Genomic DNA, 19837 nt, shown 5'->3' with positions numbered 1-19837 from the left:
CGGCCCCCGCGTTCGAACAGCACGTGACGAACTTCTGGATGCAGGAACTCGGCGTGGACACGTGCTCATCCGACAACGAAGGCGCGCTCTTCGCCACAAAGAATGCGTACTCCGCCTACTACGCCGCGAACGACTCTGTATACACGGATGGCGACAGCAGCCTGGTGCGTTTGATTTGTGCGGCTTCCGGCGATTCTTATGCATGGAGATTCGCGACCGACCTTGAGAAGGATGTCGCCGCGCTTGCAGGTGATGCGGACGAAGGCTCTGCTGCAAACGGCAAGATCAACACGAGCTTCGTGTATGTGAAGGAAAACGGCGACTGGCGCCGCGGTACGGAACTTGATGCCTCCCTCGACGCCGCCTGCGTGAACACTATCAAGAATACCACCACGTTCACGGCCGATGCGACCGATACCACGTGGTACATCTGTGCGACGGACGGCAGCAAACTCGGCGGTTATGTAATTCCCACGTCCTGGAGACTCGCCAAGGAAGCCGAGGCCGATACGGCTCAGTTCGGAATCCCCGAAACCGCGGCAGATTCCATCAAGCTCGGTCACGTCAACAAGGGACGCTTCTTTGTGTACGAAGAGAATGGCTGGCGTCGTGGTACCGAGAATGACTACCTGTTAGGCAAGGTCTGCCTTGACGACATCAAGGGCGAAGTAGTCAAGACATCCGCTGGCCAGTACTACACCTGTACGGATGAGGCGAAAATCCTATCCGATGGTGCGATTGTCAGTAAAACCTGGCGAAACTCTACCGCCGATGAGGCCGATATATTTGGCTGGACCGCTCCGACAAATGACTCCGTAAGGACTGGCAATATAGATAACTCGCGCGTGTATGTTTACGAAAAGAATGCATGGCGCCGCGGGACGACCCTCGACTTACTGCTGGGCGAAGGTTGCCTTGCTGCCAAGGTGGGGAGAATCAAGGTTCGAAGTAACAAGTTTTATTACACTTGCTCTTCAGAAGGGGTTGTAGAGAACGGTGCTAGCGTTGCAAATGCCTGGCGTTCTTCGACGGCAGAAGAGGCGGATATTTATGGTTGGTCCGCCCCGACTTCAAGGGCTGATTCCGTGAGAACCGGAAACATAGACCATTCGCATTACTATGCATACAGGAATAAGGCTTGGGTTAAGGCTACAAACTACGAAATGGACACATATCCGCTTTCGGCTACGGCTGCTGTAGGTACATATTCCGCGGGCAGAGTGAATACGAACCTGTATTATGTGAAGGATTCTTATGGATGGAGACCTGCGACAGACTTCGAAAAAGCCGGCCTCGGGGCGTGCACACAGACCCAGAGGAACAACGTCAAGCAGAGCAATGGCGGTACTGCTGATGACTGGTACAAATGCGTTAACGAATTCTCCACAAGTATCGATGGATTCTCGGTTACATATAACTGGCGGAAGGCGAAAGACATTGAAAAGGATACCGTGGGCTGGGGTGCTTATAGCTATTCAACGGGTGATGTCAAGAAGGGAAAGGTAAATGCGAATTTGACTTACGTTCGCCAAAATTCTACTTGGAGGCACGGAACCACCTTGGATTACATCTTCAAGCAAGCGGGCTACAGAGCATGTATAACAAACAACGATACCTTGAAGACCTACAAATACAATAACCTGTATTATGTATGTACTGCTCAGTCGACAGGGGATACCGTACGCAAGTGGGTTCCTGCTCCCGACCTTTTCAATGATACGTATGAATCGCGCTCTGCTTGCAGTGCGAGTGGAGCGTATGGCGATGGCTCCCTTATGGCTGGCCGTGTAAATAAGGATAAATTCTATGCGTGCCAGAGCGCAAGTAATTTCAGGCTTGCAAATAGTGACGAAATAAGTTACAACCGCGCATGTGTAACATTTATAAAGGGTTATATTGCTAGGTTGGAAGCTGTATTCCGTACGTGTACCGATAACGGATGGGTTCGTACAGAAGACAGATCGATAGGATATGTGAAGGATGGCGCTGGAAACAGGTACAATACTACTGTGGTTGGAAACCAGCAATGGATGAGATCGAATCTTTACTACAATGTTGATAGTAGTTATTGTTACAAATCGGATAGTTGCCATGTGTATGGACGTCTTTATACCTTTGGCGCTGCAATGAAGGCTTGCCCTGCTGGCTGGCACTTGCCGACGCGATCAGAATATCATACGTTGATGAACGAGGCAACAAATGGTTCTTCTACTGGAGAGGGAAGAGCCCTGAAAAGTTATTGGCATTGGGACGGCAGTGATGCTGTTGCCTTCGATGCCCGACCTGCGGGCTATTATGTTGCTTCTTCTAATGCTTACTATAATTTTGGTACTTGGGCCTTACTCTGGACTTCTACGTCAAATGCGAATGCTGGTGCTACGAGAGCGGCATATTTGATTTTGAAAACGGGTGAAAATGACGTGACCTATGGCGATGCTGACCTAACCAAACCGAACGCGTATAGCGTCCGCTGTGTCCAGGACTAGCCGCAATTCCGGGTGCTGTTGCTCTCGGGATAGTCAAACGAAAAACTTATGCCACCCGCCTTTTTCTATAGTTTTTACTATATTTGGGCTATCGGGGTGTAGCTCAGCCTGGTAGAGCGTCTGCTTTGGGAGCAGAATGTCGTCAGTTCGAATCTGGCTACCCCGATACACAAAGGTCCCCTTTATGGGGACCTTTGTGTATCTTGGGTATCGCCAAATCGAAATGATGGAGTCAGTTTGAAAAAAACACCGTTGAGCGAAGCGAAAGTAAAGGTGTTTTTGAGCTTATGCGCTAGCATAAGCCCGTAGGGCAAAATGGAGCAAAGCGACATTTTGCAATCTGGCTACCCCGATACGCAAAACGCCTCCCTATGGGAGGCCTTTTGCGTATAAAGGGAACGAAAAATAACGCAACTTTACGGGTCCAGCAGTTCGCCGCGGATTACCTCGACGTTCCCGCCGATGAGGCTTATTATGTTCGTCGGGTTAATCTCGATGGGACCGCAGTCGACCATCATCTCGACGGAGTGCTCGAAGGTCTTCCAGATTTCGTCGGTATCGAAAATGTCCTCTTCGCTGAGTTTCGCCGCCGTGCTGAGGATGGGCTTGTCGAAATGCTGGAAGAGTTCCTTGAAAAACGGGTGCGTGGGCATGCGAATGCCGATTTCGGGGCGCTTCACGTCGAGCCTACGGGCGATGTGCGGGTCGGCGGGCAGAATGAAGGTGTAGGGCCCTGGCACGCGCGGCTTCATGATGTTGAACGCAAAGTTGTCAATGCGGGCGTAGTCTGTAGCGCTGCGTATGTCGGGTACGATGAGCGCCATGAAGAACTTCTTCATAGGCTTCTTGAGGGCGTAAAGCTTGTGGATTGCCTTCGGGGATTCTGCATTGCAGCCGATGGCATAGCCGGATTCGGTGGGGTAGAGTACCAGCGCGTCGTCTTCGAGGGCGGCTGCGGCGAGTTTCACGATTCTCGCCTGCGGGTTTACGGGATGTACTTCAAAACGCATGGCGATAATATAAATAATTTATTACATTTTGGTGCGATTTAAGAGAAAGGAACCGTCCTATGAAGTCCTTGAACCGTTTTCTCTCCGTGTCACACTCTTGCTTGACGTCATCCTCGCGTAGGCGAGGATCTGTACGTCTTGTCTCTGCACTGACCACTGCTCTTGCCTTCGGGCTCTCTGCCTGCGGTGACGACATCACCGAAATCAATGCGAACGTTGGCGCAATCAAGTCCACCGATGACCTGCCTGCATGTACCGAGGATATCGCGGGTCAGACAGCGTTCGTCAAGGAGACTCACGAGTTCCTGGGTTGCGACGGCAAGGAGTGGATGTCGCTCGGCGCGAACACGGTGAGCGTGGGCGACAACGTCTGTACCTCCACGAGTTTGAACGACGGCACGGGCTTCGAGATTTTCTGTAACGGGGAATCCATCGGCACGGTGAAGAACGGCAAAGATGGCGCTGATGGTGCAAAGGGTGAGCCGGGCGAAGCTGGCAAGGACGGCGCCAACGGCAAGGACGGCGCACCTGGTGCAAAGGGTGATGATGGCGCTAAAGGTGACCCGGGCGATCCCGGCAAGGACGGCACCAACGGTACGAACGGCGCTGGCTGTACCATAAAGGAATCCACCGCATTGACCGCGACCATCGCCTGCGGTTCGGAAACGTTCATGATGGACCTGACGGGCTACGTCGAACAGCCCGAGGCATGCGACGCTAACGTGAGTGCCGAGGACTGCGCTACTCTGGATAGTGCTATTAGCCTGAGCGGCGTGAGCCAGAAGGGTCCGTTTGTGACGGGTACGGATATTACGGCGTACGAACTGCAGAACGGCCGCTCGCTCAAGCAGACGGGCAAGACGTTCGGCGGCAAGATTGAACGCGCCGATGGCACGTTCGATATCAAGACTGTAAAATTGAACAGTGCGTTCGCCTATATTGTGGCGGACGGCTTCTACCGCAACGAGGTGACGGGCGAGAACAGTTCCGCCGCCATCAAGCTGCGCGCATTGACCAACCTGAAGGGACGCTCCTCCGCGAACATCAACCTGGTGACCCACCTCGAGTACGACCGCGTGCAGTACCTTGTCACGAGGAAGGATTCTTCTGTAACCAAGGCGAAGATGGCCGCCGAGAAGGAACTCTTCACTGCGTTCGGCATCGACAATTCGGGCTTCGAAGGCTTGGCCGAAGACTTGAACGTGCTCAAGGAAGGCAAGGGCAACGCCGCCCTGCTTGCAATCTCCGTTCTCCTCCAGGGCGACCGCAATGAATCTGAGTTGACGGCCCTCCTTGCATCACTGAGCGTTGACCTGGGCGACAACGGCCAGTGGGACAACGCCAAGCAGCGCGCGCAGATTGCGGACTGGGCGATGAAGGCGGACCTTGAAGGTCGTCTTGCCACTGTCCGTGCGAACGTGGAAGGCTGGAAACTTGCCGAGAGCGCGGCCCCCGCGTTCGAACAGCACGTTACGAACTTCTGGATGAAGGAACTCGACGTGGATAAGTGCGACTCCAGTAACGTAGGCGCGCTCTTCGCCGTCAAAAACAAGAACTCCGCCAACTATGCCGCGAACGATTCCGCATACGCAGACGGCGACAACAGCCTGGTGCGTTTGATTTGTGCGGCTTCCGGCGACTCGTTCGCATGGCGTTTCGCGACTGATGTTGAGAAGGATGTCGCCGCGCTTGCGAAGGATTTGCCTGCCGACACTGCCGTTGCAGGCAAAATAAACACGGACTTTGTGTATGTGAAGGATAGCGTGTGGCGCCGCGGCACCGTCTTGGATACGGCTTTGAGGGCCAGTTGTGTTGCCGCCAACAGGGGTATGACCGACAGTCTCATGGTAAGGCATGAGCCTGTGTGGTACATTTGTGATGTTGGTGATGATGCTTCCGTTCCCTTCGCCTGGCGCGAGGCTACAACCGCTGAAGCAGATACGGCTGGGTTCGGTACGCCTAATAGGGACACTGCAAGGGTCGGTAATGTGAACAAGTCGCTTGTTTATGTATTTGAAGATACCTCGGAAACAGAAGTGGGCAAGTGGCGCTACGGGACGGAACTTGATGTGGTGAAAGACCTGGGACCTTGTACTAAAAATAATTTGGACACAGTCAAGAGTGTTTCGGTCGGCGAAACCAAAGCCTGGTATACCTGTGCCTCTGACAAACTTGTTCTGGTGAATAACGAGCAGTTGCCTTATGCATGGCGCGAGGCGACCGACATTGAGAAAGATGTCACGAAATTGCCCAAGACTGCTGATGAAGGGACTGTTCGCAGGGGACCGTTAAATCCGAACCTGTACTATGTATACCAAGATGGCTGGCGTTACGGAACCGCCTTGGATAGTTTGCTAGAGAAGGCTTGCATCACAAATGGCGATTATTCTACGCCTGCCAAGTATAACGATCTGTATTATGTATGTACGGAACAGGTTGCGTCGGATACCATTCGCAGGTGGATTCCTGCTTCTGACTTGTATAACGATACCCATGAAGCCGAAAATGAGTGCAGCAATTTGGGTAAGCATGGCTTTGGTAGCATTTTGAACGGTCGTGTAAATACTTACAAAAAATATGTATGCGATAAAGGTGTGTTCAGGCAAGCAACCGTTGCAGAAATAGATGACGGTAGGGCTTGTGTGGAGAATATCTATAATTTCATTTACAAGTTGAATGGTAAAATGCAAAAGTGCACTGAAGATGATGGCTGGATTCCTGTTGCTGACGGAGATTCCTCCGGACGTATGAAAGATGCCTCTGGGAGACAGTATGGGACGGTATTGATAGCCGGTAAACTATGGATGAAAGAAAATCTGAATTATGAAACAGACGAAAGCTATTGTTTCGATGATTCGGAAAGCAAATGCGACAAATATGGCCGGCTATATACTTGGTCTGCCGCAATGAAGGCTTGTCCCATCGGTTGGCACCTACCGACACTACAGGAAGTGAACGAACTGATCGCCTGGGCTGAATATGGGTATGGTTGGTATCAGAATAGCAGCGGAGAATGGTCAAATGAATCTTGTGAAGGCAAGGCCGGCTATAGACTTAAAGCAAAATATGGTTGGCCATCTGGTAATGGCTTTGATGTTTTTAATTTCACGCTGTTTCCTGCTGGAGTCAGGTCTGAAGCAGGAACCTACCATAGCACATGCGCTGGTTTTTTGTGGACTTCTACTGAGCGCAGAGAAGACTCTGCTTACACCATGGAAGTTTCCTGCAATGATGACGATGTAAATGTTGTTGATAATATGAAAGTTACAAGCTACTCAGTCCGCTGCATCCAGGACTAGAATCAACACTGCGGTATCACCTGCGTGCCCTCGAATGCGCCCTTGAAGTGTTCAAACTGCACGGGCTTTATGTACATGCGGGCGCTGAGCACGTCGAAACGGCACGGCTGATCGAACCCCTTGGGGGCGGCATCCCTGTGCGTGTGCAGAAAGTGGCACGCCGTTTTCCAGACTTTTTTCTGCTTCTGCGCATTCACTCGCGCGGCGGGGTTGCCTTCGCCCGCGTTCCACACCGACTTTACCTCCACGAACACGATTGTTTCGCCCTGCTTTGCCACGATGTCGAGTTCTCCGCCGCAGTAGGCGTAGTTGCGCGCGATTACCTGGTAGCCCTCGCGGCTTAAGTACGCGGCGGCCTGCGTCTCTACGAAGTTCCCTTTCGGGCGGTTCGTTGCCATGTTGCCCCCGTTTTGCCTGTTTTTGAATTTGCGAATGGTTTGCAAATTTACTTTGTTCTTTATTTCCATGTTTTGTTCCTTTTTGCGTCGTTGAAGTTTTACAAAAAAAAGAACACGCGAGCGTATCGCATGTTCTAATAAGGTCGCCCCTGCGGGCTATGTCAATTCGTGACTAGGGCAGTTCCATGCCGAGCATCCTCACTTCGGAAATTGCGAAATCCTTGTTGTCGGCCTCGTACACTTCGTCGAGGTATATCTTGATTTCGCTGGATTCCATCGCCTGGAGCACCGGGTACTGCATTCCCTTCACGTTCTCGAGCTTAATCTTCTGCTTGAATCCTTCCTTTGTTTCGAGGGTGAGCGACTTGGGCTTCTTGAAAATGCGGAAGCGGTCGCCGAACGGGTCGTCGACGGATTTCTGGTAGCCGACGGCAAATCCGATGTGCGTGATGAGCGTTTTCTTCTCGAAGAAGAGCGTGAGCACCGGGTTCTGCGGCTTTGCGGGCATCGCGGTGAGCCATGCCGTCTTGAGGTCGCCATCCACGAGGTTGTCGATGGGATAGCCGCCCGAGATGTCCGCCTCGATGGCCGACTGCTCGAAGTTGCCGAGGGCATCGTCCCACTCGATTTCGCGGAGCGTGCTTTCGGGCTTGTACGTGAGCATCAGGAGCACCATCAAAAGAATCAGCAGCGGGAACAGCGAGATGGCTAGTGCGGTGAGTCGCCTGCGGATAACACGCACGCTTGCGGGTATGCGCGTGGCGGCCTCGGCGATGGAGGTCGGGTGCCTGAGCAGCGACTGCTTTTTGCCGAATCTCGTGTTGTTGTGCGCGTCCTTGGGCGGGAACACCTGGTCGCATTCGTCGAGGAATTCCTGCATGTCGTGGAATCGCTCGTTTAGTTTTTTCTTGAGGCACTTGAGGATAAGTTCCGAAAGGCCCTTCGGCATGTCGGGGCGGAACTGCTTGGGGTCCGGGGGCGGTTCCTGCACGTGCTTGAGCGCGATTTCTACAGGACGGTTTCCCTGGAAGGGGAGACGGCCGCAGGTCATTTCGTACAAGATAACGCCCATGCTGTAAATGTCGGACTGGAGCGTCACCTCGTCGCCGTGGCACTGCTCGGGGCTCATGTATTCGGGCGTTCCCATGGTCATTCCCGTTTTGGTGAGCCTGTCCTTCTCCATTTCCTGGATATACGAGATGCCAAAATCCATCACGTACACGCGGTTGTCGCGGGTGAGCATGATGTTCGAGGGCTTCACGTCGCGGTGGACAATCCCTTTGCTGTGGGCGTAGAGGAGGCCACGGGCAATCTGGCGGATAATGACCTCGATGGCGTCGAAGGGGAGCTTGCTCTGGCGCTGCAGAACGTCGGAAAGCGAGAACCCCTGAACGTAGGTCATCGCGATGAACAGCTGGTTGTCCTGCTTACCGAAGTCGAACACGTGCACTATGTTCTGGTGGTCGAGTTCCTTCATGGCCTGGGCTTCCAGGTAGAACCTCTGGATGGCCTCTTCGTCGGCAGATGCGTCTAGAATCTTGAATGCGACTTCGCGTTTTAGCTTCTTGTCGAGTGCCTTGTAAACAAGTCCCATCCCGCCCTTGCCGAGAGTGCCGATGAGGTCGTAGTTCTCGTTAAAGGGGCGCGGAAAATTCTGTGCAGCATGTTCGGTCATTTTGCTTTTTTCGATCTAAGTAGAATGAATGCGGTAATAATACAAAATATGAGGGCGAGTATAAGCGCCGAAAGTTTGTTCCAAACGTCATCGGGGCGTTCCAGCAGCAGGTTCAGGAGCGTGCTCTGGTTGTAGCACGACCACACGACGGTCGAAAGCCACTTGCCTACCTGTTGCATCTGGTCGAAGGGCACGAGCGCGCCGGCGAGCGCCACTTGCGGGATAATGAGCAGCGGGAGGAACGCGTTTGCCTGCCCGGAATTCCGGGAGAGCGAACTTACGAGGATGCCCATGGCGACTGCGGGTGCGACGGTGCAGGCGAACGCTACCGCGAGCAGGGCGGGCGAGGGGTGCACGGGAATGCGGTAGGCGACAAATGCGTACACGATGGCAGTCTGCAGGAACGCAGCTACGGTCGGGAGCGCGAGTTTGCCTGCGAGATAGGGGAGAACTTTCGCGCCCTTGCGGAATTCGCCCCGGAGTATGCCCTTCTCCTGCACGATTTCGCGTATGGAAAGCGATAGGGCGAACCAGTTCGCGCAGAGGATGATGGCGAAGGATACCGTCCAGAGGGAGGATGTCTTCGAGAAAATCTGCGAGAAGAGGAACCCGATAATGAACGGCTGTAGCAGCAGTGCCGCCGTTTTACCCTTGTCGCGGAACCACTGCCGGAGCGTGAGTGCCATGCCGTAGGCGAGCGATGCCTTCGCCTTTTGCCTTGTGAAATAGATGTGCCCGTAATGGCTCTCTACCGTATCGCGGCTCACGGAGCCCGACTTTTTCCAGATGGAGGAAGAATCCTGGTTCAGGCCCGAGAGGATGCTTTCGGGGTCGTTCGTCTTGAAGAACTGGTAGGCGGCCTGCGGCGTACCGTAGAAACTCTGCTCGCCCGCGTGCAGCACGAGTACCTTGTTCGCGATGTGGAGCGCCTCGTAACTGTGCGTGGTGAGGATTATCGTGTGCCCGAGGAAGGCGAGCTGCTTGAGGTGGGAACAGAGTATGCGCGAGTTGAACGGGTCCAGGCCCGAGAGCGGTTCGTCGAGGATGATGAGCCCGGGGTTTCCCATGAGTTCTGCCGCGAGGGCGGTGCGCCGGAGTTCACCGCCGCTGAGGGTCTTGATGCGGTTCTGCCTGCGGGCAGAAAGCCCGAAGAGTTCGCAGAATTTTTCGAGCTTTGCGCTTGAGGTTGCCGCGTATTCCTGCCGGTCCATCGAGATGCGCGCCCCGTGAAGGAGCGTTTCCTCTACGGTAAGGTCCTGACGGAGGGGAGGGTCCTGTGCCAGGATGGCGATGTGCTTGCGGACTTCCCGGTGCCGGTAATCTACGCCGCCGATAAGCACGCTGCTGCGTTCCCCCTTGCGGTAACTGCCCTCGAATAGCTTGAGAAGGCTCGATTTTCCTTGGCCAGAGCGCCCGATGATGGCGAGAATTTCGCCCGCGGGGAGGTCGAAGTCTATGCCCGAGAGGAGCTGTTTTTTGCCCGCGAAAACGTCCAGGTCGCGCACGTGGATGTCGAAACCCGCAGATGCCTTGCGGAGCAGGATTTCGCCGTCCTTCGCGGTGATTTCGGTCTGGTCGTATCGCGTGGTTTCGCCCGGGGCGAGCACGAGCCTGCGGTGTGTTTTCCCGTTCTCGTCGACGGCTCCCTGCCGGAATGCGATTTCGGCGCCGTCGCCTTTTTTGCTGATGGTGATTTCGCGGGGGGATTCCTCGTCGCCCACCTTCCGCGTCTCGGGCGCATCTCCCAGCGTCACGCGCTCCACCTCGTCGTTCGCGTCAAAGAGGAGCAGGGTGAGTTCTTTGCCCTTGAGGTTCACGTGCAACTGCTTTACGCCAATCCCGATAACGTCGCCGTCGCGCAGGGTGGTTTCTTCTACCTGCACGTCGTTCACGAGGGTAAAGCTGTTCTTGGTGAGGCTCCGGATGTGCCAGGCGCTGCCGCCCGCATCTTCGGTATATTCTATGATGGCGTGTTCGCGGGATACGAAACGTTCCGTGAAGAGCAGGTCGCTGCCTTCCTTGCGTCCGATGGTAAACGGCTTTGCCTTATCGGGTGTGATGATACGGAACATTCGCGTAACCTTCTTGTGCCGTTTTATTCGTGCAGGCCCAGAATCCCCTTCTCGAAGCGTTCGCATGCCTTCGCGAGCGTCTCGTCGCTTGCGGCGTACGAGAAGCGCACGCATGTGTCGTCGCCGAAGGCGTCGCCCGGCACGATGGCGAGCCCTTGCGTCTCGAGCAGGTACTTGCAGAAGTCTATGGACCCGCTGACGGTTGTGCCCGCGGGAGTCTTTTTGCCGTAGTACTTTGCGACGGGCGCGAACAGGTAGAACGCACCCGCGGGTGCTGCGACAGGCGTGCCGAGAATGCGCGAGGCCTGCGACACCATAAAGTCGCGGCGCTTGCGGAATGCTGCCTGCATCTTTTCTACTTCGCCCATGTCCATCTGGAGCGCCCCGAGGGCGGCGTACTGCGCGATGTTGCTCGGGTGGTGCGTCGCCTGGCCCTGGATTTTCCCGATGATTTTCGCGATGGGTGCGGGGGCTGCATCGTAACCGATTCTCCATCCCGTCATGCAGTGCGATTTCGAGAAACCGTTTATGACTATGCTGCGCTCCGGCATGCCTTCAAAACAGGCAATGCTTGTGAACGCGCCGTTGTAGACAAAGTATTCGTAAACCTCGTCCGAAATGCAGTAGATATCCTTCTCGACAATCACCTTCGCGAGGGCTGCGAGCTCGTCGCGCGTATAGACGCTCCCGGTGGGGTTGCACGGGTTGTTGATGAGGATGGCCTTTGTCCTTTCGGTAACGGCAGCCTCGAGTTGCGCTGCGGTAATCTTGAAATCGTTCTCGATACCCGCCTGCACGAACACTGGGCTGCCCCCGAGCCACTTTACCAGTTCGGGGTAGGTCACCCAGTAGGGCGCGGGTATAATCACTTCGTCGCCGGGATTGATGAGGGCGGCAAGTGCGTTGAATACGGCGTGTTTCGCCCCGCTCGTCATGATAATCTGCTCGGGCGCGTATTCGAGTCCGTTGTCGCGTTTTAGTTTATCGCAAACCGCCTTGCGGACTTCGAGAATCCCCACTGGGGCCGTATAGCGGGTCTTGCCCTCGTTTATCGCGTTGCAGGCGGCGTCGCGTATGGGCTTGGGGGTAGGGAAGTCGGGTTCGCCCGCCCCGAGGCTCACGACGTCCTTGCCTTCGGCAATCATCTGTTTTGCTAGGGTATCTATGGCGACTGTAAGCGATGCGGCAATGTTTTCGGTGCGGGTAGAAAGAGCGCGTGTCATCTTGATTCTCGTTTCTTTTTCCAGATGCGGTAGTGGTCGAGTGAACCCGCGATAAGCGGGAATATGGTAAACTGTGCGGTGAATATGCAGATGAGCCCGACAAGCATGACCTGGCCTATGCTCCGTAGCCCGGGGTGCGATGAAATCAGCAGCACGTAGCAGGCGATAAGCGATGCCATCTGGCTAATCGCTATGCCCGAGAATTTTTTCTGCATCACGGTGAGCGCGGTGCCTTCTTGCTTGTTGTAGAATGCGGTCCATAACTGCAATGAGCCGTCGACGCTTGCCCCGATGATGATGGGGAATGCAAGCGAACTGTACACGGAAAGTTCTATTCCCAGGATGCGCATCAGTATGAGCAGCCAGCTCATCGCGAACAACGAGGGGAGAATCGTGAATATCGCACGGCTAAAGCGGTTGTAGTAAAGGAGCAGGAAGAACCACACGAGGAAACTCCCGACGGTAATGGTCTTGTCGAGGTTCTTGAGGATAACGTCGAGCACGGTCGCGCGTATGACGGGAATGCCCGTTACCCTGTATTCGCCGTCCTGGATGCCCTGCAACTTCTTGATGTCGCTGTTCAGGTGCCTGCACTGCAGGCCGTCGTCGGGGTCTATGTTGTGGAACAGGAATGCGAACACGCCGTTGTTCCCGTTCTTGTCGCTGAACTTGCTCAGGATATTCTTGGGCTGGTCGTGCGCGTCCAGGTTCCTGCGGTAGAGCGATTCGCGGATGAGCGTGAATGTGCGGAGCTGGCCCGAATCCAGTTGCGAGATGACGTTCGGCGTGAGCATCGCCTGCAGGGAATCGAGCTTTGCGGCCCGGCTCTCGCTCATGTGCGGCGAGAACTGTGCGAGCGTGTACATCTTCTTGATGTTCGGGATTCCTCCGCGCTCCTTGAGTTTCGTGAAGTTGCGGTAGAGCTCCTTGCCCGATGCCTCGTCCGGCACCTGGATGATGATGGGGTCATATTCGGGGAACCCCGTCTGCGCGATGAGCGAGTCTGCTGCAGAAGGCGGCTTCTGGATTTCGGTCTTGTCGAAGTCGTAGAAGAACTTGAGGTCCTTGCCGCCGTAGATAAGGCAGACGAGGCTTATGACCGAGATGATTGCGATGAGCACGACGTTCAGTTTTTGCGGGAGCAACTGGATCTGGAATTCACGGCTGAAGCGGAAGTCGCTCACGGCGAAGGGCTTGTTCTTCTGGAAAACCAGGAGGAGCGAAGACGTGACTAGGATGGTGACGAACCAGTTAAGCAGAATGCCGAGCGAACCGAGTACGGCAAGTTCCTGCAGGCCCGGGAGCGGCACGAAGAACATGCAGGCAAACAGCGCCGCCATGATACAGGTGAACGCTCCGGTCGAAGGCCCGATGCCAAGTACCGCACTCTCTATGCAGAGCTGCGGGCTCAGGTTGCGTGCCCGCTCGATAAAGTAGCGCTTGAGTACGTGGCTCACGACTTGGCATGCCTGGCCGGGGAGCACGAGGGCGAGGAGCAGCGTGAACAGGTTTATGCGTCCGTAGATGCAGCCCGCGAGCGCGAGCGTGTAGAGAATCGGGAGTGCTGTCGCGATGGACGAGACTACGATGAGTTGCGGCTGCCTGTAGAAGTTGATGACGTACAGGAGAAGAATCAGGAGGGCGGTCAGCTTGCCTGCGAGCTTTGCTTCGGGCAGGAGCGTTTTTCCCTTGCGGATGGTGTCGTACACCTTGCCCGTGTAGTACACCTGGATGTCGTTCCCTGCGTTGATTTCGGCCAGGTGGTCTTGCGTGAGTGCAAGCAAGGCGCGGCTCGCCTTGAGGTCGGTGTGCGATTGCGTGGGGTAGATGTCCACGACGCGGATTGAGCCGTCGGCGCTGGAATGGCTCTGCGCCATCATGTCGAAGTACTTCTTCTGCAGGTCGCCGAAGTTTTCCGAGGTGCGGCCCGTATCGCTTGCAGTTGTTCCGGATGAATCCTCGCTTGCGAGTTCCACGATAAACGGGTTGTTCTCTTCTATGGCCTGCTTCTTCAGTTTGGCCACGCGGGCGATAATCGTATCCAGGTCGCTCTCGTCTATGTAGAGCAGGCTGTTCCTGGTGTAAAAGTCCGTTTCGGTCTCGAATTCCACGAAGTGAACGAGGGGGTCGTTTTGGAGCTTGCCCGCAAGTGCCTTCGCCGTATTGTAGTTGAGCAGGCTGTCGCTTGAATGCAGGACTACGGTAAGGCTACCGAGCCCGCCGAAGTCTTTCTCGATTTTCTTGTAGTCGCTGTTTTCTTCCCCGTTGTACGAAAGCGTGTCCTGTAGCTGGATATCCCAGCGCAGGTTCATGATGGGCGGGACTGACAGAATGGCGAAAATCGTGCCGATAACCAGGATGGCTATCGGAAATCGAGTCAGTCTTTTGACTATTTTGCTGATAAGCGAAAACATCGTGTACAATATAATTATAAATTGCTTTATGATGAATCGCATGGGAGTGAACACGACGATACATAAGCGCCTTGGGAAGGTTTGCCTTCTCCGGGCCGTGTCCGCGTTGTTCCTGTTGGCCTGTGTAGTGCATGCCGAGGACGCTCCCGTTCCGGCGGATTCCGCGCAGGTTGATTCGGCTGCCGTTGCCGCTCCTGCCGATTCCGCGCAGGTTGATTCGACTGCTGCAGATACTTCGCAGGCCGCTCCGGAAGAACAGTCTTCTGGCGGGTGGAAGCGCATTTTTTACTGGCCCTTCGAGCACATTGTCCAGCCCGTGCTGAACGGCGTCGTCTACCCGATTGCGGCCCCCATCCGCTACGCCTTCGATAACGGCGTTATCGAAACAGCGGTGGACATGATTACTTTCGGTGAAAAGAAAAACGTGCTTCTGTACCCCATAATGAACTTGAAACCGGGCAACTCCACGATGCTCGGCTTCACGTACCGTCACAGGAGCGTTTTCCTGAACAAGGACTACCTGGTGGTCTCCCCGCAGTATTTTGCGAATGGCGACTTCTACGGCGATTTACGTTATACGAAACACGAACTCTTCGGTACGCGCCTGTTCGGCGGATTGCGCTTGAGGCAGTACCTGGACCGCGATGGTGTTTTCATTATTCCCGGCACCAAGGAATCGTTCGTGATGCCGGATTCTTCGACATACATCGACTTGCGCACAGGCTTCCCGTTGACCGAAGATGGACGCTGGAGCCTGGAATTCTCGGGAAGTGTCGAGTTTATTGACAGGAGCCTGCCCGAGAAGGCGCAGGACAGCATTCTCGTGGACCCGAAGTTTGATATCTCCGGGCGCGGGCTGTACCAGAAGTTCAGGCAATACCCGCTGAAGATGACGCTCCTGTACGACAACCTGGATTTCCCGTTTACGCCGAGCCGCGGGTCCCGTATGGAACTTGGGGTAAGGTACGTGTTCGTGAGCGACTACGACGGGCTTTCGAACGACGATGTCGCAAAAATGATTGGGCATAACCGTTTTGCGGATGTGAGCGACAAGGGCTTGAACCACGACTACATCCGTACCGACCTCATGCTGCAACATTACTTCTACTTCGGCAAGGCGGAAACCTTCCATTTCTCGAAGAAGGAGGCACGGCTGAACAGGCGGTTCTATACGGATTTCAACTGGGATGCGGCGCTACGCATGTGGCGGCCCGAGAACGTGCGCGAAACCTTGTTCGAAAGGCGCGTGATTGCGTTGCAGTACAGGCTGGTCGATATCTGGGAAATGGAACAGGGTTCGGCGAGCTTTGATGCGTTCCCGTTTATCGGCACGCGGTTCCCCATGCGCGGGTACAAGGATTCGTGGGCGGCAAGGCACGTGATGAGCCTGAGCGCCGAATACCGCTGGCCTATAGACTATTACGTGGATGGCGTGCTTTTCGATGAATACATGATGCATGCGCCCGGGTTTACGGACTGGTCGTTCAAGCGGTTCTACAACTCGTGGGGATTCGGTGTGCGCGTGCGCAGGCCAGACATGTACTGGTTCCGCGTTCAGCTCGGGTTCCACGGCCTGCACGGCGTGAACCTTGTACTTACCATCGCGCCGGAATTCCGCTAGAAAGTCTGCGCATCACGAACCTGCAACGTTTGAGCTGGTCTGCGCGAGTTTATGTGTTTGCGGCGCTTGCCTAGAACAGGTTCAGCTGGTCGATTTCCGCCCTGTTCGCGGGGATTGTCTTGTGCAACATCATGTAGGCGTTGCGTGTGGCGATACGCCCGCGGGGAGTGCGGTTCAAAAGCCCCTTCTGGATAAGGTAGGGCTCGTAAACCTCCTCGATGGTGTTCGGTTCTTCGCCCATGGCCGCACTGATGGTGCCGATGCCTACGGGCCCGCCGTCGAACATGTCTATCATCGTCGTGAGAATGCGGCGGTCCGTCGGGTCTAGCCCTTCACTGTCGATTCCGAGCATGTCGAGCGTCTTGCTTGCCGCCTGCACGTCGATGATTCCCGTGCCACGCACCTGCGCCACGTCGCGGCACCGGCGGAGCACGCGGTTCGCGATGCGGGGCGTGCCGCGACACCGCCCGCCCAGCAATTTGGCCGCATCTTCGGAAAGTTCTACCCCGAGAATACCCGCACTCCTCATCAGGATCTTGACGATGTCCTTCTCGTTGTAAAGTTCAAGCCTGTATTGCAGGCCGAAGCGGTCGCGGAGCGGCCCGGTAAGCTGGCCGCTTCGCGTCGTGGCGCCCACGAGAGTAAAGTGCTTGAGCGGCAGGTTTACGCTCCGGGCGGCAGGTCCAGAATCCAGCATGATATCGAGCCTGAAATCTTCCATGGCGGGGTAGAGGTATTCCTCTACGGTGCGGTTCAGACGGTGAATCTCGTCGATGAACAGCACGTCGTTCTCTTGCAGGCTCGTGAGCAGGCCCGCGAGGTCGCTTGCCTTCTCGAGTACGGGCCCGCTGGTTATGTGGATGTTTACGCCCATCTCTTTCGCGATGATGCCCGCGAGGGTTGTCTTGCCGAGGCCCGGTGGCCCTGCAAAAAGGCAATGGTCCAGCGCGTCGCCGCGGTGCTTGGCCGCCTCGATGGCGATGGAAAGGCTCTCCTTGATATCGTCCTGGCCGGTAAATTCTGCAAGGCTGGGCGGCCGGAGGTTGCGGTCGGTGTCGCTCTCGTCAAATGCGCTCTTTTGCGGTGAAATGATGCGGTTGTCTTCCATTCTATGACCTGTCATCCTGGAGCGTAGATTCCTGCTTGTCATTCTGGAGCGTAGCGATAGAATCTATCGGGCTCATTGCTTTAAAGATACTTTAATGCCTCGGGGATAAGTGCCGCCGCGTCTGCGGAATCTCCAAGTATTTCCGCCGCCTTCACGACCGCCTTCTCTGCCGCGGGGTCCTTTACGCCGAGCGTGTGCAGGGCGAGTACCGCCTCCATCTTCGCGCCGGTGAGGGCTCCCATGCCGGTGATGCCCGAACCTTCCACGTCGCCGAGCGCCTGCAATAGCGCTCCCGCCTTTTCCTTGAGGCTGAGCGTCATCTGCTCGCAGGTCTTTTTGCCGAGTCCCTTGATTTTCGATAGGGCGGCCTTGTTGTCGCTTGCAATCATGTTCAGGAGGTCTGCGGGTGTAACCCCGCTCAATATGCGTTGGGCCATCTTGGGGCCCACGCCGTTCACATCGAGCAGCATCAGGAAGATATTCTTCTCTGTCTTGTCGGCAAAGCCGAACAGCGTCATGGAATCCTCGCGCACGACGAGGTTCGTGTAAAGCGTGACCTCGGAACCCTCCTCGGGCAGCTTGCCAGCCGTGTATGCGGAAATGTTCACGCCGTACCCGACGCCGTTCACGTCCACGACCACGAAGGTGGGGGATTTTTCAGCCAGAATACCGCGAATGCGCTCGATCATGAAGCCTCCGGATAGAACTTTCGTATATGCACTTTTGTGCTACTGCACAAATATATACTAAATCAAGGGCTCTGTCAAGCCTTTTTTGACGGCCTGATTACTTTTTCTTTTTCGGGAGGAAGAACCTGTAGGTAAAGTCGGCGGATAGCGCCCAGTAGGTGCCGTCAAAGTCGCCTGCCACGTGAATCCCGCCTAGTCGGAGGGAATAACTCGGAGTAATGTTGTAGCCCAGCGAAAAGCGCTGCGTTGTCACTAGCGGCCACTTGTTGCCCAGCTTTACCTCTTCGACTTCGGGATCTTCCGTTATCTTTACGGTATAGAAACTGCCGGAATACTCCAGGACAAAGTCGCCGATGAACACCGATGCAAACAGGCCCAATCCGTAATGGTGGGTCATCAGGTACTCTTCGTAATCAAGGTCTTTTTGGCTCTTGTCGACGGAGTCAAGGGTGCAGGAACCGTTATCCCAAAGGCAATTAAAGTCCGTACTCCCGGAGTAATAGGAGGTTTCCTCGTACAGGGTTCCCTTGATACGGTAGGTGCGGTCCCAGAAGTGGTCAAAGACAAATCCGCCTGCTTCGAAATGCTTCGTGTTCACGCCGAAAACAAGTCCCACGAACGGGAAATAATCTGCGCCGGCCGTTATCTTGACAAAGGGCCCTTCGCCCTTGAACAGCACGCTGAAAGCACCTTCGACGGGCGTATTCCCGAGATCGTAGACAAGTTTATAGTCTTCTTGCTTTTTCGCTCTTGCCCTTTCCGCGTTAAGCTCGTTGCGGTAAGCTACGTGGCCTTCCAGGACAACGGAACCGTTTTCGACATACGTGCCTGCGCCGCGAAATTCCGGGGCCGGAGTAGCCTTTGTCTCCACGGTGTCCAGTTCCGCATGCCGTCTCGTTTCTTCGAGCGAGGCGCACGAGGCCAGGAGCAGGGCTAATGCTAGACACAGTAAGCGCGACATGGGGCGGGTTTATAACAGGTTGTAGATGAGCCCGAGGCGCAACCCGAAGTTGTCTATGTCTTTAATGCCCACGAAAAAGCCTTCCTTATAGGGCTCGTTCATCTGGACATCGAAAAATGCGAATACCAGGAACTTGGGGCTCACGATGATTTCGCCCCCGACAAGCAGGGCGATGTCAAGCGGCGAGCGAACGCCATTGTCAATCAGGTCGTCTTTGGTGCTTCTTTCCTCGATTTCTTCGATGAGGGGAATCGAGAAGCGGGCCCCGATATCGAACATTACGGGGCTTTTCATTGTCTTCATTGCGAGCAGTACCGGGAACGACAGAAACGCCCGTGTAAGGTTCCCGTCAGACTCCTCCTTATATTCAACTCCTCCATTTTTAGTGCGGTCTATCATGATGCGGTCCAATACGTCTGTTTGGGTCGGCATGTCTGCGTAATCAATGAGGACTCCGGTCCTTATGGCGAAGTTGTACTGGTTTATCGGAATCAGCGCTGTTGCCCCGAGCGTGAATTGGAATCCGAAGAACATACCGTTGGTGGTGTCTGTCGCGTAGTAATGCAGGTCGCGTTGACCGAAAACACCGCTAAAGCCGATAGATGACATTAGGCCGACGGAAAACTTTAAGGGAACTGGTTCGCGGTTTTCAAGTTCCTTTTCCTTTTGGACCTTGACGACGCTGTCCTTGAATACCTTTGTTTCCTGGACGCCGATGCGGATAATGCGGTAGCCTTCCGGCGTACGTTCGGGCGCAGCCTGTTCACTGGGCTCCGCTACGGTTGCCGAGCCGGTTGATGAGCTTGCCGAATCAGTCGAAGCATCCTGTGCGAAGGCGAATGCTGTGGTAAGGAGAATGCCTAGAATGTAGTGCTTCATGA

General features: G+C 55.1%; 13 protein-coding genes and 1 tRNA gene. 4 read left to right on the top strand and 10 right to left on the bottom strand.

Features of this window, described 5'->3' with window-relative positions:
• Both BUB22_RS14560 and BUB22_RS14555 read left to right on the top strand, forming a co-directional pair.
• The coding region (locus BUB22_RS14560) for an FISUMP domain-containing protein (RefSeq protein WP_139259030.1) at positions 1 to 2486 on the top strand (2486 nt) is incomplete at its 5' end.
• A gap of 92 nt (positions 2487 to 2578) precedes the next feature.
• A tRNA-Pro gene (locus BUB22_RS14555) sits at positions 2579 to 2652 on the top strand.
• A 250-nt stretch (positions 2653 to 2902) separates the two neighbouring features.
• Here the strand turns inward: BUB22_RS14555 and BUB22_RS14550 are convergent.
• A complete protein-coding gene (locus BUB22_RS14550) occupies positions 2903 to 3496 on the bottom strand; it encodes an L-threonylcarbamoyladenylate synthase (protein ID WP_073116272.1) in 594 nt (197 codons plus the stop codon).
• Positions 3497 to 3555: 59 nt separating this feature from the next.
• Here BUB22_RS14550 and BUB22_RS14545 point away from each other — a divergent pair, with 59 nt between their 5' ends.
• On the top strand, positions 3556 to 6795 hold the full coding sequence (locus BUB22_RS14545; RefSeq protein ID WP_073116270.1) for an FISUMP domain-containing protein: 3240 nt from the start codon (positions 3556 to 3558) through the stop codon (positions 6793 to 6795).
• 2 nt (positions 6796 to 6797) lie between these two features.
• Here BUB22_RS14545 and BUB22_RS14540 read toward each other — a convergent pair whose 3' ends face one another.
• The 5 genes from BUB22_RS14540 to BUB22_RS14520 form a co-directional block, all read right to left on the bottom strand.
• Positions 6798 to 7193: a YraN family protein gene (locus tag BUB22_RS14540; RefSeq protein WP_073116281.1), complete on the bottom strand. Its 396-nt coding sequence runs from the start codon at positions 7191 to 7193 to the stop codon at positions 6798 to 6800.
• A 172-nt stretch (positions 7194 to 7365) separates the two neighbouring features.
• The gene (locus tag BUB22_RS14535; protein WP_073116268.1) at positions 7366 to 8868 is read right to left on the bottom strand and encodes a serine/threonine-protein kinase; all 1503 of its coding nucleotides are present in this window, start codon (positions 8866 to 8868) and stop codon (positions 7366 to 7368) included.
• Entirely contained in the window at positions 8865 to 10940 is a 2076-nt protein-coding gene (locus BUB22_RS14530) for an ATP-binding cassette domain-containing protein (protein WP_073116266.1), read from the bottom strand. Before BUB22_RS14530 ends, BUB22_RS14535 begins: the two co-directional genes overlap by 4 nt.
• Before the next feature lie 23 nt (positions 10941 to 10963).
• Positions 10964 to 12163, bottom strand: a complete 1200-nt coding sequence (locus BUB22_RS14525; protein WP_073116265.1) for a pyridoxal phosphate-dependent aminotransferase — start codon at positions 12161 to 12163, stop codon at positions 10964 to 10966.
• Positions 12160 to 14577 (bottom strand): MMPL family transporter, encoded by a 2418-nt coding sequence (locus BUB22_RS14520; RefSeq protein WP_073116263.1) that lies wholly within the window; start codon positions 14575 to 14577, stop codon positions 12160 to 12162. The genes BUB22_RS14525 and BUB22_RS14520 overlap by 4 nt, the downstream gene beginning before the upstream one ends.
• 28 nt (positions 14578 to 14605) lie before the next feature.
• On the opposite strand from BUB22_RS14520, the gene BUB22_RS14515 reads away from it, so the two are divergent.
• The gene (locus BUB22_RS14515) at positions 14606 to 16198 is read left to right on the top strand and encodes a BamA/TamA family outer membrane protein (RefSeq protein ID WP_083535563.1); all 1593 of its coding nucleotides are present in this window, start codon (positions 14606 to 14608) and stop codon (positions 16196 to 16198) included.
• A 70-nt stretch (positions 16199 to 16268) separates the two neighbouring features.
• On the opposite strand, the gene ruvB is transcribed toward BUB22_RS14515, so the two are convergent.
• From ruvB to BUB22_RS14495, 4 genes are all read right to left on the bottom strand, one after another.
• Positions 16269 to 17306, bottom strand: a complete 1038-nt coding sequence (gene ruvB, locus BUB22_RS14510; RefSeq protein ID WP_073116261.1) for a Holliday junction branch migration DNA helicase RuvB — start codon at positions 17304 to 17306, stop codon at positions 16269 to 16271.
• An 80-nt stretch (positions 17307 to 17386) separates the two neighbouring features.
• Positions 17387 to 17995, bottom strand: a complete 609-nt coding sequence (ruvA, locus tag BUB22_RS14505) for a Holliday junction branch migration protein RuvA (RefSeq protein ID WP_073116259.1) — start codon at positions 17993 to 17995, stop codon at positions 17387 to 17389.
• 97 nt (positions 17996 to 18092) lie between these two features.
• Entirely contained in the window at positions 18093 to 18956 is an 864-nt protein-coding gene (locus BUB22_RS14500) for a hypothetical protein (RefSeq protein ID WP_139259027.1), read from the bottom strand.
• A 9-nt stretch (positions 18957 to 18965) separates the two neighbouring features.
• The gene (locus tag BUB22_RS14495) at positions 18966 to 19835 is read right to left on the bottom strand and encodes a hypothetical protein (protein WP_073116256.1); all 870 of its coding nucleotides are present in this window, start codon (positions 19833 to 19835) and stop codon (positions 18966 to 18968) included.
• Between the last annotated feature and the right edge of the window lie 2 nt (positions 19836 to 19837).

It is taken from the genome of Fibrobacter sp. UWCM (genome assembly GCF_900129735.1).
Lineage (GTDB): Bacteria > Fibrobacterota > Fibrobacteria > Fibrobacterales > Fibrobacteraceae > Fibrobacter.
The sequence above is the reverse complement of the archived record's forward strand: the minus strand, read 5'-3'. Positions and strand labels throughout refer to the sequence as shown.